General features: G+C 35.8%; 12 protein-coding genes. 5 read left to right on the forward strand and 7 right to left on the reverse strand.

Annotated elements, in window-relative coordinates; genetic code table 11:
* Positions 1 to 158: 158 nt before the first annotated feature.
* A complete protein-coding gene (locus ACX27_RS05450) occupies positions 159 to 437 on the reverse strand; it encodes a DUF7219 family protein (RefSeq protein WP_062289428.1) in 279 nt (92 codons plus the stop codon).
* A gap of 374 nt (positions 438 to 811) precedes the next feature.
* On the opposite strand from ACX27_RS05450, the gene ACX27_RS34600 reads away from it, so the two are divergent.
* The 4 genes from ACX27_RS34600 to ACX27_RS05470 are packed head-to-tail and all read left to right on the forward strand — an operon-like array spanning position 812 to position 5287.
* The gene (locus ACX27_RS34600) at positions 812 to 1738 is read left to right on the forward strand and encodes a CHAT domain-containing protein (RefSeq protein ID WP_250635692.1); all 927 of its coding nucleotides are present in this window, start codon (positions 812 to 814) and stop codon (positions 1736 to 1738) included.
* A 2-nt stretch (positions 1739 to 1740) separates the two neighbouring features.
* Complete coding sequence (locus tag ACX27_RS34605; protein WP_062289433.1) at positions 1741 to 2304, forward strand: CHAT domain-containing protein; 564 nt, start codon at positions 1741 to 1743, stop codon at positions 2302 to 2304.
* A 21-nt stretch (positions 2305 to 2325) separates the two neighbouring features.
* Positions 2326 to 3954 carry a tetratricopeptide repeat protein gene (locus ACX27_RS05465; protein WP_062289435.1) on the forward strand — a complete coding sequence of 543 codons (1629 nt, stop codon included), beginning with the start codon at positions 2326 to 2328 and terminating at the stop codon, positions 3952 to 3954.
* Positions 3923 to 5287 carry a CHAT domain-containing protein gene (locus ACX27_RS05470; protein ID WP_062289438.1) on the forward strand — a complete coding sequence of 455 codons (1365 nt, stop codon included), beginning with the start codon at positions 3923 to 3925 and terminating at the stop codon, positions 5285 to 5287. Before ACX27_RS05465 ends, ACX27_RS05470 begins: the two co-directional genes overlap by 32 nt.
* 261 nt (positions 5288 to 5548) lie before the next feature.
* On the opposite strand, the gene ACX27_RS05475 is transcribed toward ACX27_RS05470, so the two are convergent.
* The 6 genes from ACX27_RS05475 to ACX27_RS05500 all read right to left on the reverse strand — a co-directional run bounded on the left by ACX27_RS05475 (position 5549) and on the right by ACX27_RS05500 (position 12863).
* A complete protein-coding gene (locus ACX27_RS05475) occupies positions 5549 to 7822 on the reverse strand; it encodes a caspase family protein (protein ID WP_062289443.1) in 2274 nt (757 codons plus the stop codon).
* 39 nt (positions 7823 to 7861) lie between these two features.
* The gene (locus tag ACX27_RS05480; RefSeq protein ID WP_062289445.1) at positions 7862 to 10174 is read right to left on the reverse strand and encodes a CHAT domain-containing protein; all 2313 of its coding nucleotides are present in this window, start codon (positions 10172 to 10174) and stop codon (positions 7862 to 7864) included.
* Positions 10089 to 10595, reverse strand: a complete 507-nt coding sequence (locus tag ACX27_RS33385) for a tetratricopeptide repeat protein (protein ID WP_062289448.1) — start codon at positions 10593 to 10595, stop codon at positions 10089 to 10091. Before ACX27_RS33385 ends, ACX27_RS05480 begins: the two co-directional genes overlap by 86 nt.
* 186 nt (positions 10596 to 10781) lie before the next feature.
* Positions 10782 to 11576 carry a tetratricopeptide repeat protein gene (locus ACX27_RS05490; protein ID WP_062289451.1) on the reverse strand — a complete coding sequence of 265 codons (795 nt, stop codon included), beginning with the start codon at positions 11574 to 11576 and terminating at the stop codon, positions 10782 to 10784.
* Between the two features lie 598 nt (positions 11577 to 12174).
* Positions 12175 to 12381: a ChaB family protein gene (locus tag ACX27_RS05495; RefSeq protein ID WP_062289454.1), complete on the reverse strand. Its 207-nt coding sequence runs from the start codon at positions 12379 to 12381 to the stop codon at positions 12175 to 12177.
* A gap of 35 nt (positions 12382 to 12416) precedes the next feature.
* Entirely contained in the window at positions 12417 to 12863 is a 447-nt protein-coding gene (locus tag ACX27_RS05500) for a pyridoxamine 5'-phosphate oxidase family protein (protein ID WP_062289457.1), read from the reverse strand.
* A gap of 310 nt (positions 12864 to 13173) precedes the next feature.
* Between ACX27_RS05500 and ACX27_RS05505 the strand changes: the two genes are divergently transcribed.
* Entirely contained in the window at positions 13174 to 13692 is a 519-nt protein-coding gene (locus ACX27_RS05505; protein ID WP_062289461.1) for a hypothetical protein, read from the forward strand.
* Positions 13693 to 13773: the final 81 nt, after the last annotated feature.

A 13773-nucleotide genomic window follows, 5' to 3' on the forward strand; every position in this document is an offset into this window, starting at 1 on the left:
CTAAATCTAAGTTTTTTAATTGCGTTAGCGAGGAACGAGCGTCGCGTCATTGCGAATTGCGAATTGTGAATTGCGAATTGATATAAAGCCGAGTGCTATTAGTTTTAACGCAGAAGTTAGCGCCGAGGAACAAAAAGCTTTTTATTAAAAATGATTGACTATTGTTGAGGATTATTGCTACCAAGTGCCTCTTTGGTAATTTCTAGTTGTTTTTTGGCACGTTTTAATTGTTTCCACAAAGTCTTGATTTGCTGATAAGCTTCTTCTGGGGAAAGTTTACCGTTAGTTTGCAGATTACTAATGTAGCTGACTCTTTGAGCAAATTCTTGTAGACTCGCGTTAAACACTAGGTATTCTGGTTTGAATTGACCATAATAGCAACTGCGAGGATAAAGAAAATCAGAGAGATTTGAGAGAAAATCTGATTGATCTGCCATAATTATTTAAACTTTGCGAATTTAATAAAAACCAGTAGTTGAGAAACTTTAGCATACATTCTGTAAAGACAAAGTAAGCACAGATACAGGTATGCGGCATCGTGGGACGATGCTAACTATAGCGAAGTGCTGAGTAGGAATCCGGTATTCTCAGGTTTTTCAAACATAAACATAGTCCTAACATCTGCTTCGCCTGCTATATCTGTAAAAATTAGATGATCTTGGATCTATACCAGTAAAGTTGGTATTAACAGTATACTAACAGAGTCTGAAAAAGTGTAGCTAAATTAACTTTTGTCGATTAATCGTTAATTTACATATCCTGTAGCGGATGAGGAATGTATTTTATATATAAAAATACTGAGAAAGATAAAATGCCGAGTTACTTCACACAATCAATTTGCCTAATTATGATGGCGATCGCATCTTTGAATAATATCAATATTTTCTTCAAAGATCAGGTTGTAGCCCAAACTATAAATGCAGAGCAATTCCCAGTAAATATATTAGGCGATCGTATATTTACATTAGCAGTCAAGACTGCATCCATTTTTGAAAGAAACACTAGGCCATTGGCAATCACAGCTACACAAACAAAGTCCGCCTATACTGATTATCTTAAAACCCGCGCAGGAGGTGAGGGGGTCGCAGTCTTGGCGGTTCCCGTCGATTGCGACCCCCCGAACCCGAAGGGGTTTAGTTTGTATAGCCCCAGACTTCAGTCTGAGGGCTATGTGCTGAATGTGGATGCGATCGCTGTTAATTCTGCTACTGAACAGATTCAGCAAGTTGCTAAACAACAAAATGCCACCCTTGTGCAGTATTCAATTATTAATGATGAATTTACGATTGCTGGCAAAAAACAAACTAGAGAATCAGAACTCTATATTTGGGTAATTCAACCAACAGGAGATATAGCCTTTCGTAAAGTTGATATTAAATCATTGTGGCAAAAACAAAACACATCCCTAGCTGATTTAATTGCTCGCAGTCGTTTGTCTATTGGGGTGAGAGGTAATTATAATTATCTCAAGCGTAATCAACTTAAAGATGACTTCCAAAAACTATATGAATTATTAATTAAACCTATTAAAAAATTATTACCACAGCAACAAAATACAGATGTTGTTTTTATTTCCCAAGGCGAATTATTTCTTGTACCTTTTGCCGCCTTACAAGATACAAAAGGTAAATATTTAATTGAGCAATATGCAATTGCCACTGCACCTTCTATTCAAGCCTTAAATTTACTTTATCAGCGAAAAAAAACAATATTAAAAATGTCAATCGAGATATTTTAGTAGTGGGTAATCCTATAATACAATCTGATCGAAGAGAACCGCTTCAGCTACTAGGTGCAGAACAAGAAGCAAAAGCGATCGCGCAGTTATTTAACACCCAACCACTCATAGGTAATGCCGCAACCGAAACCGCAGTTGTACAACGAATGCCGCAAGCCAAAATTATTCATTTAGCAACAAAAGCATATCTCAATAATCAGCAAGGTTTAGCTTTCACACCCTCCACTCAAGATGACGGCTTACTCACACCCGCAGAAATTCAAAAATTAAAATTAACAGCAGATTTAGTTGTCTTAAGTGCCAACGATACGGCAATCGGGAAAATCACAAATGATGGTGTTATTGGCTTATCACGTTCTTTCTTGTCGGCGGGAGTTTCCAGTGTGATTGCTTCTTTATGGGATATATCAGATCAACCAACCGCATTTTTAATGACAAAATTTTATCAAAAACTCCATGAAAAACCAGATAAAGCAGCAGCCTTGCGTTATGCGATGCTAGAAACTAAGAAAAAATACCCAAACCCCAGAGATTGGGCAGCTTTTACTTTAATTGGCTTGTTGTAATTTGAAATTAGGATGAGAATTATGAGTGATATCTACATACGCAAAAGCAAAATTATTTTAATAGCTTTCAATACTTTTCTAGTAACAATTGCACCGACATTTGCAAATAATTCCTACAAATTTCTCTTTACAAAACAGGTTTTAGCGCAAACATTTACAAATCATCAAGCTGAAGCAGATAAACTCTGGCTCAAAGGTATTGAACAGTTTGATAACATTCAATTTTCAGCAGCATTACAATCTTGGGAACAAGCATTGTCTCTGTATCGAAAAAATAAAGACCGTCAAAGCGAAGGGAGAATTTTAGGAAATATAGGAATTGCTTACAGCTATTTATATAATTACAATAAAGCTATTGATTATCTTCAAAAATCTTTACTTATTGCCCAAGAAATTAAAGACCGTCAAGGCGAAAGCTTGGCTTTAGGCTATTTAGGCTTTACTCATTCTTATTATTTATTTAGAGACTATCAAAAAGCCCTTGAATACTATACAAAAAGTTTAGATATAGCGAAAGAAATCAAATATCGTCAAGGTGAATTATGGAATTTAGAAAATTTGGGAGACTTTTATTTTTATTATACTTATTTGATTTGGAAACATGCAATTATCTTTGATAAAAAAGCGATTGAATCTTACGAAAAATCTCTAGCGATCGCCAAAGAAATAAATGATTACCAAGGACAAGTATCTGCCTTGATGAATTTGTATAAATCTTATTTAACTTTAGGTGATTATGAAACAGCAATTAAATACAAACAAGAATATCTAGATTTAATCAAAAAACTTCCCACACCTTTACCAGCTAATTTACTCCCACCATTAAGAACATCACAAGCATTAACCAAGACTACTGCGTTTCTTAAAGCTGAAGCTGAACGAATAAATGGAGAAGGATTGAACTCGTATCAAAATTTAGATTTTGAAACAACATTAGAAAGTTGGCAAAAATCTCTAAATCTATATATAAAAATCAAAGACTCCTACGGAGAAAGTAAGACTCTAAGATATTTAGGGATGTCCTATATTGACTTAGGTAACTTTCCTACTGCTATTGACTATTTTCAAAAGAGTTTAGCTATTGCTAGAAAAGCTAAAGACCGTTACAACGAAAGTTGGAGTTTGGGATTTTTAGGGCTGGTTTATATCAAAATGGTTGAATCAGCTAAAGCTATTGATTTTTTGAATCAAAGCCTAGTATTTAACAAAGAAATTAAAGATGATAATACAGAATTTTTTATATTAGATAATTTGACTAATCGAGAATTATGGCTATTGAGTAATTTAGGTAAGGCTTATTTTTTAGCGGGTGATTACGCTAAAGCTCTTGAGAAATATCAGCAATCCTTAAAAATAGCAAGAGAAACTCAAAACTCTTATATGGAGGCAACTGCTTTGGGTAATATAGGAAATCTTCATCTTCAAGAAACTAATTATTCAAAAGCAATTGATTATTTAGAAAGAAGTTCAGAAATTTTCTTAAAAAGAACTGTATCAGAGCAGAATGGTTATCAAGAGAGAGGTGAAATTTTAACCAAGCTAGGCAATGCTTATCGTAAATCTGGCAATCTTGATGAAGCGGTCAAAGCACTATATTATGCAATTGATACATGGGAAGATGTCAGAAAAAAATTTAACAGATATCAATAAAATATCTGTTTTTGAAACACAAGCTGATGCTTATCAAATATTACAACAAGTTTTCATTGAGCAGCAAAATTATGATAATGCTCTAGAAACTGCTGAAAAAGGTCGTGCAAGAGCATTTGTTGATTTACTAAATACACGTTTATCTACTAAAACTAATGATAGTATTACCCAAGATTTAGGAACTCAATTACCGAACGTGCAAGAAGTTGCTCAACAGCAAAACGCAACACTTGTTGAATATTCAATTATTTATGATGAGTTTAAGATTCAGGGTAAACAACAAACTAAGGAATCAGAACTCTACATTTGGGTAATCAAACCCACAGGTAAAGGTACTTTCCAAAAAGTGGATATCAAGCCTCTGTGGCAGAAAGAAAATACGACTCTTTCTCAATTAGTTACCATGAGTCGTCAATCTATTGGTGTCAGAGGGCGTGGTATTATTATCAGTCAAAATCCTGATACTTTGAAAACAAAACAAAGATTCCGAAGACTACATGAACTACTAATCAAACCTATTGCCGAATTTCTCCCCACAAAAGAAAGCGAAAAAGTTATCTTCATCCCTCAAGCTTCTCTGTTCCTTGTTCCCTTTCCTGCATTACAAGATAAACAAGGCAAATACTTAATTGAAAAACATACAATTCTAACTGCACCATCAATTCAGGTTTTAGATTTAACCCGCAAACAAAAGTTGGCAAGTCAGGAATTGAGTAAAGAGGAAATTTTAGTAGTGGGTAATCCGACAATGCCAAAATTAGCCTTAGAATTTGGCAAATCGTTGGAACAATTACCATCCTTACCAGGTGCAGAACAGGAAGCTAAAAATGTTGCTGCAATATTCAAAACTCAAGCACTGATAGGTAAAGAAGCCAGCAAAACAACTATTTTAGAGAAGATTTCGCAAGCAAGAATTATTCACTTTGCTACTCACGGTTTACTTGATGATAACCGGGGATTGGGAAGTGCCATAGCATTAGCACCTTCCGATAAGGATAACGGGTTGCTTACTGCTGAAGAAATTCTCAATTTAAAATTAAATGCAGACTTGGTTGTTTTAAGTGCTTGCGATACCGGACGTGGGAGAGTAACTGGTGATGGTGTTATTGGCTTATCTCGTTCTTTAATTAGCGCAGGTGTTCCTAGTGTTATCGTTTCTTTATGGGCAGTTGATGATAACTCGACATCGTTTTTAATGACCGAATTTTATAAAAATCTCCAACAAAAACAAGATAAAGTCAGCGCATTACGCCAAGCTATGCTGACAACAATGCAGAAATATCCTCTCCCAAAAAATTGGGCTGCATTTACCTTAATTGGTGAATCTGAATAGTTTGTTTGGCGTATCTAGTACAATAAGGCAAAAGTAAAAAGGCAAAAGTAAAAAGAAAGAATAACAATAAAACAAGCCTTTTAGCAATTTCTTATGGTCTGTTTATTTACACCGAACTGTACTAGGTTGCATATTTAAAATATCTAATTTTTCGTTAAAAACGTACAACATTTTTTTCTCTTCTACGCCTCGAAGAGGGGTTAGGGTAGAGGTAAAAACAGACTTGTTGAGTTTACATCAAGTTAAATGTATAACAGCTTATTAGTTATTTTTAGAATCAACAACCTCAAAAGAAATAGACATTGCGGCTAATTTTTTACTATCAATACCACGCACTCCTGATGGTAATTGTACTTGCTGTGCAGAAATACCGCCACGAGTGCCTGCATCTAAATCATCTAATATATTGTTGGTTACATCTAAAATTTCATCGGTTACAGCAATAGGAGTACTACGATTAGCGACATTTCTTAAACTAGCAATTTTTTGCAAGGCTAAAAGTGAATTTCTTAGGGGTGTTGTACTAGCAATAATTAACGCTTCTGAAATTCCTAAAGGTCTATCAACAGCTAAGATAAACTCATCATCTGTTTGGGGAATGAGTTTTGTTTTTTGTGCTTCTACTAAAGCCGCATTTTGGGTGGCAGACCAATTATTAGGGAATATAACCGTCATTTCTCCTTCCGCATCAATTACTAAAATGCTGACATAAATTGGTTGATTTTCATTATTTTGAATTTTAAAAGCAATTTTGGTGCCGACAGCAAGTTGAGTCAAGCCGGAATTAGACAATTTAATAGCAGCTTTTGGTGGTTTTGGCTGTTTCGAGATAGATCCGCGAACTGGGAAAGATTCTGCTAGTAGTTCATTGCTATCAGCCACATTCATCGAAACAGCAACGTTAATGCGGGATGAATTAATGTTACCCAAAATTTGCTTAACTACTCTGGCAGCCAGTAATGATTTGAACTTCGGCTGTAAACGTTTTACAGCTTCAGTAACAGATTCACCAGCTTGACCAAAAGACTTAGGAATAATTTCATCTTGACTAGGGAGAAATATACCAAAACTACCAACTTCTGGTAACTGAGAAATGCCTTTTTTTTGTAATTCTTGATATTTAGGCTGAGTCATCTGCCCTAGAATATACTGTACTGCTTGTTTCCCTAAAAGTTGCGGTTCAACACGCTTCAAGGATTTGAGAGCTTTGATTGCTTGCTGGGCATTATTATTATTGAGAGATTCATCAATACCTATTTTTAAAGTAGGATTATTGGGAATACTGCGAATCCGTTCTTGTAATAAAGCTCCTGGCTTTAATTTTAAAGGTTGGCGTGTACCTGTATTGACTAATGTACCTTTACCAATTAATCCTTGACGGGATTCTAATTTGATTAAAGCAACTTCATCACCTTGAGGATTGACAACGGAAAATAAGGGATTATCTGTGAAGGCTTCTAAGCTTTGTGGATCTATACCACCCAACCACAATTGAACTTGATTACCCTTAACTTGAGTCACAACAGCTTCAGCCGGCACAGCTTGAATCGGAATAAAATAAATCGGTGGGTTGTTTTTGTTGCGGCTAAGATTTAATTCAAACTCTGGGTCTTGGAGATTACCATTTTCCCTCGCTAATATTTTAGTACTGCGTCCAATATTTGCGATCGCACTATTTACAGATTCATTACCAGTTTGTTGCCAAAGATACTGTGTCAACAAATAAGTAAACGCCCCAGCATGAAAGCCCTCAAACGGTGCATCAGCCGCAAACTGATCACTTCTAGCACTAGCAATCACAACTCCCTTCGCCACCGCTTGTCTGCGTTTTTGGATAAATTCTTGCGGTGAAAGTCCCAGGCGCTTCAGCCATTGGCGTTGATATTCCAATTCTTCTGGACTGGGTTGTAGTGATGTACCACCATTCACCGAACGAACGCGCAAATTTCCCCGTTTACCACCACCAGAATGACAACTGTCTAGTACAACAGTCACATTCTCAGTTTTTAATGCAGACATCAACAAAAACAATGTGTGTCCCATAATATGATTTACCGAACCGCGTCCGTTAGGTGGTAATTTGCCATCTATCGGAATAAATGTACTATTCAGTCCATCGGGTGCATCACTATCTGGATCTTTGACTCGTGTACCATGTCCAGAAAAGTGAAATAATACTACATCACTGGGCTTGGCTTGTTTAATTAAATGTTCTTCAAATGCTGTCAGGATGCCTTGACGAGTGGCTTGTTTGTCAGTCAGGGTGAGAATATCTTGGGGTTTAAAGCCAAAACGATGAATTAATAATTCTTGCTGTAGTCTGACATCAGTAACACAACCAAACAGAGGCGACAAACCATCATCTTCAGAATACTCATTAATGCCTACTAATAAAGCTAGTTTACGACCTGTATTTTGTGCCAAAACTTTACCCAGATTATTACCCTGCTGCATAATATCCCATTGGCTTAAACCCAATGCGGCGAAGGTAGCAGCAGAAAATTGCAGAAAATGGCGGCGTTTGATATTAGACATAATTTGTTATAAATCACACGAGGCGTAAATTTTCAAAATCTACTCAGCTTCACCAATTAAACTAAAAGCAGCCCAATGTAAGGGATTTTGATATTTATCTTGCTTCATTGTTGTTAACATGGCTTGGCGTAATGCAGTGGCTTTATCTTGTTTTTGTTGGAGATTTTTATAAAATTCGGTCATTAAAAACGATGTCGAGTTATCATCAACTGCCCATAAAGAAACTATGACGCTTGGAACACCAGCACTAATTAAAGAACGAGATAAACCAATTACACCATCACCTGTTACTCTCCCGCGTCCGGTGTCGCAAGCACTTAAAACTACTAAGTCTGCATTTAATTTTAAATTGAGGATTTCTTCTGCTGTCAATAAACCGTTATCTTTACCGGAGGGTGCGAGGGCTATGGCGCTTCCTAATCCTTGGTTATCATCTAATAGGCCGTGGGTTGCTAAATGCACAATTCGCGCTTTTGAAATTTGCTGTAGAATGGCAGCTTTTGTCGCTTGGCTACCAGTAATTGCTTTAGTTTTGAACAACGGTGCAATTTCTTTTGCTTCTTTTTCTGCACCTGGTAACGCTGGTAATTGTACCAATGGTTTACCAGGTTCTAAAGCTACTTTTGGCATTGTGGGATTACCCACGATTAAAACTTCTCCTTGGCTCGAATTTTGATGCCCTAACTTTTGTTTACGAGTTAAATCTAAGACTTGAATTGATGGCGCGGTGAGAATTGTATGCTTTTGAATTAAGTATTTGCCTTGTTCATCTTGCAGTGCCGAGAAGGGAACTAAAAACAAAGATTCTTGAGGAATAAAAATCACTTTTTCGCTTTCTTTGTTAGGTAAAATGTCGGCGATGGGTTTAATTAATAAGTCATGTAATTGTCTAAAAGAGTTTTTTGCCTTGGTGACATTTGGGTTAGCCGTAACTTGAATTCCGCCGCGTCCTCTAACACCAATTGATTGACGACTCACTGTCACTAATTCTGCAAGAGAAGTTTTATCTTTTTCTTGTAAGGGTCTGAGGTCAGTTATGCGAAAGCTAATTTCACCTGTGGGTTTTACTACCCAAATATATATTGCCTGGTCAATATTTCCGACTTTTCCTGAACCTCCTAAGTTAAAGATGGTTTTAGAATCAATCGAGTATTGAACGAGAGTAGCATTTTGCTGTTTAGCGATTTGTTTAAGAAGGGATAATGTTGGTTTTGCTACTGTTGGTAATTGTGGTGCATTACCGCGAGTTCTATTTCTAGGCTGGCGGGAAGATAATAAATCTATAAACGCTCTTGCTCTACCTCGTTCCGAAACTTCTAGAGCTTCATTCGTTTTATCTTGGGCAATTAAAACTCTTTGTAATAATTGATAAGCTTGAATTGGCTGCTCAAAAAATGATATTTTATAACTATCATTTTGTCCTAATCTTTCGCGCAGTGATTCCCAGATTTCAATGGAAGAGTATAAAGCTTTTTCTGCTTCTTGGAGTTTGCCTAACTCTATCAAAGGAATACTTAAATTATAGAGTGTAATTCCTTCCCCTCTAGTATATTTCGCCTCTCTCGTAGCTACCAAAGCTTGCTGATAATATTCTACAGACTTACTATAATTGTTCACTTGCAGATAAGCACTGCCCAAGTAGCCTAAAGTTTGACTTTCGTTGAGGCGATCGCCTACTGTTCTAGATACTGCCAAATCTTTTTCTAAATAATCTATTGCCTTTGCCGCCTCACCTTTATTAATATATGCTAGTCCAATATTTCCTAATGCTAATCCCTCGGATCTACGGTTAGATTGGGAACGCGCAATAGACAAAACTTGCTCATAGTAATGAATCGCTTTATCATAATCGTTGAGGTAATAGTAAATATTGCCAAGAGAGTTGAGTGTTTGACGTTCACTATCTTTATCTTGAATTATTCGAGCAATTTCTAAGCTCTGCTGATTGTATTGAATCGCTTGATTATAATCAGCAATAAAATAATAAGCACTGCTGATATGTCGTAGAAAATCTATAACTGCTGTACTATTAGTTAATTCTTTAGCAATGACTAAGCCTTTTTGAGAAACTTCAATAGCAGCAGCATAGTTTTCTAAATTAAGATAAGTCTCACCTAGATTTAACAGCGATATTAACTCACTTTGTCGGTTATTAGTAGCTCTCGAAAGTGCTAAAGCTTGTTGGTAATAATCAAGAGCTTGTGGTAAATTATTCAGGGCGGCGTAAGTTCTCCCTAAATTTCCGAGGGCGGCTATGCGATTTTGACTATCTTGGTTTTGCTGGTCTAGGGCTAAATATTGTTGATAATATTGTATCGCTTGATTGTAGTTTTTTTTGTAGGCGGTGAGCATTAGCTAACTTAACTAAAATTTCGCCTGCATTGGGGCGTTTAGGTAATTTTTGGATTATCTGCCAAGATTTTTCATAATAATCAATTGCTGTTTTATAGTTATTTTCCTGTTCATAACTAATTCCTAAAAATACCAAAGCAACAGACTCACCTTGACGATCATTAATTTGTTGATAAATACTTAAAGCCTGTTGTAAAGTTTGCCTTGCTGGAGTGATTTGTTTGTTACCTAAAAGTGCAACCGCTTGTCTAATTAATGTATTTGCTTGTTGTGCTTGGTTATTAGATGTTTGTGCTAATACTGGTGAACTAAAAAATAGTAAAGGCAAGTTTACCGGGGTAAGATAAATAGTCAAAATAGCTGTGAAAAATGCGGTTAAATTTATTTTGTGTAGGCGTAGCCCGTTGTGGAAATTGCTCATATTTTTATCTAGTATTTGATATATGAACAAAATAGATAGAGAAGGAAGATAAGGGAGAGTGCTTGTTATTTAGAATTACTATTGTAATCAGCTAAAAAACATTTAGTTTGCATATCTAAATTAAATTCTGATGGGGATGGATATATTGCCCATATTATGCAAATTGAATGTGCAGCAGCTTATCAATTAACGTTTTTGGTTTTGATCTCTTTCATAACTAAGAATGCCAAGAATATTAGTTAATCTCGACTCTGTTTCTTTATCATTGATCTCACGGGCAATGTTTAAACTCTGTTGGACATATTCTAAAGATTTATCATATTGTTTTAAGTGATAGTGAGCTTCACCTAATTTTTCTAGAAAAAACATTGCACCTGGTTTATCTTGTAAATTTTTGACTAGTGCTAAACCTTGCTGAGATACTTCAATAGCTGCGGCATAATTTTTGACTAAAATATGACCAATTCCTAAATTACCTAGTAATTCTTTTTCATTTTTTGTATCTTTATTTTTTCTAGCCAACACCAAGGCTTGTTGATAATATGTAATGGCTTGGGGATAGTTTTTGGCTTGTTGATAAGTATCGCCTAATAAACGGATAATGGCATATTCATTTTCTCGTTTTGGCAATTGCTGGACAATTTTTAAAGCGCGTTGATAGTAATTAATCGCGGTATCATAGTTAGTTTCTTTACCGTAAGTAATTCCCAACAATAGCAGCATTGCAGATTCACTTTGCGGCTTTTTTGCTGCTTGATAAAGTGTCAATGCTTTTTCAAAAGACTGTCTAGCTTCAGCAACTTTTTGATTGTTTAAATATTCCACACCTTGTTTGAAAAATTTGTCGGCTTCTACTTCTTGACTGTTTTGAGTTTGTGCCAATACCTGCGTTGATTGCAAGATGAAAGAATTTGCAGGGATAAATCCAACAGCTAATATCAGTGTAGTAAGTGCAGTTAAGCCAATAGTGCGATAAGACATGTGCTTTTACATATAAATATTTTGTTATGACTTACGCAACGCCAATATTGTCATTGCGGCCGGAACCGAGTGTAGAAAAGCAATCTCAATATCAGGGGGATTATTTCGCTATCGCTCGTAATGACGGAGTTACGTTATTTTTGCGTAAGTCCTGTTTGTAATTTATTACGTAAGTGGCTATTCTTAGCCAATACAGAGATAAATTTTAAGAATTCAATACTCTCCAATCAAAGTAAAAACCACTCAATCAACAGGACTGAGATAAGTTTTCATGGTTGTTAGCATCGCCTGACGCAGTGCTTGGGCTTTATCAGCATAGAGACGAAGTTATCAGCGTTGGAGAGAATTTTTGCGTATTGGATGATGCGATCGCAATTCCAGACGATTTTCCCATAAGAAATAACCTGGGAATATGGCAAACTTTCAGCTACTCATCTTGAATAATCAAGAGTTTTACTGTGATTTGCTTATATTCCCAGGACGGAAGTTTACTACTACTGCCAGTAAGAAAAATATCTTTATAGTAGTTGTGTTAGCGTCTAACTAAAGAAATAGGTTTTTGGCAGTTAATTGGATCAATAGTAGAATCGATCACACATTAGTTATTTGGCTTTTTGTGCCACTGTCCATCTTCGCCTTTTTCGTAATCGCGCTTTACTGCACTCCAAGCAACCCGAAAAGCACTTTCTTCATCATCATATTCTGTTTCCGCATTATTAAATGCAGCCCGGAATATTTCTTGGGCGTGTTTGGGTAAATGGTCTTTTACTGAATCTGGTAATTCATCAATTTGTTGATATGGCATAAAATATCAACCCCGCTATTTTAAAGCTGTGATAGTTAAGAAAACTTTATGGTTTGGGGATGATAACTCGAACTGCTATCCCAATAATCGGCTTGTTTAATATTGACTTGGAGTAATGCTAAATCCGGCTGATCTAAGCCTTGAGAAAACCAAGTCTCTAATTCTGGTTTCCATAATTCTGCCATTTTTTGACGGTCTTTGAGGAGTTGTGCTGTACCAGAAATGGAAACGTAACGCTGCTGTTCACAAGAGGAAAAACTCACATTCACCTGCTGATTCTGTTCAATTTCACTGACCCTATGGGAGTTAGCACTGGTAAAAAACCAGAGTCTCCCTTCTGCATCTATTTCATTGATTGAGTACATAGGACAACTGTGCAGACTACCATCATCATTGACTGTGGTCAACATTCCAGAGTTAATATCTTGGATTAATTCTTGCAGTTGTTGAACTTGGCGATCGCTGTTTGTAGAAACTGTCATAATCTTAGATTTTTCTGTTAATTTATTTGGATAGTTTTTTGATTACAACCAATATTCAATCCTGGTGCAATCTATTTTTTATTCTTAACGTTTACCTTAATTTATGGCTTGAGCCTAAAGACAGAATTTTGTTGCATAGACTAATATAATTCTGATTTATTTGAAAAGTCGGGGAGCTAAATTGTCCAAACATAATTAATACTTGAGATATAAATTTAAAATTCTCTCTGTGACTTTTGGATGATGGAAACAGTTAATAGTTTGATTACGCTTCTATAGTGATGAGTTGCTTGTAGAGGAGATATTTATAATGGAGTCTAACTTTGATTGGGAAAAAGTGAATTTACCGGAAATTGTTGAGGGGTTGAGCGCAATTATTTTTTCCCCGATGATTGTACCTGTGGCTGAGGTTATCAAACAACCTTTAGTCAAAACAGCTATTAAAGAAGGTATTAATCTATCACAAAGTTATCAAGAAGCGGTTACAGCAATAACAGATAATGTTCACACTCGACAAACAGAGCAAAATTATCGAAATCAGCCAATTTCTCAAACTTATTTAACAGATGGTCAATCGGCGATCGCTAAAGATTTGTTAAATATAATGTCTGATTTTAATGCCGATGTTTATAAAATGACTAACGGTGCTGCTGATTTACGGTTAATAATACCATTAGGGTTGGGTTTATTTGCACTTACTCAGTTAATCAAACAAGGTTTTAAGTTAGAAGATATACCTTGGTACATATTAGTCTGGTTTGCCTTTGATAGTTTCATAAAACTTAATGATACTGAAAACTCAACGTCAATCAACACAAATAAAAATTAATCAAGTCTGCCTAAATTATTGAGTTATTGACTTTGAAGCTCTTAATATTTCTATCAACGGTAATACAGTCAAATACCTTAT

Origin of the sequence: Nostoc piscinale CENA21, from assembly GCF_001298445.1 — a bacterium.
Lineage (GTDB): Bacteria > Cyanobacteriota > Cyanobacteriia > Cyanobacteriales > Nostocaceae > Nostoc_B > Nostoc_B piscinale_A.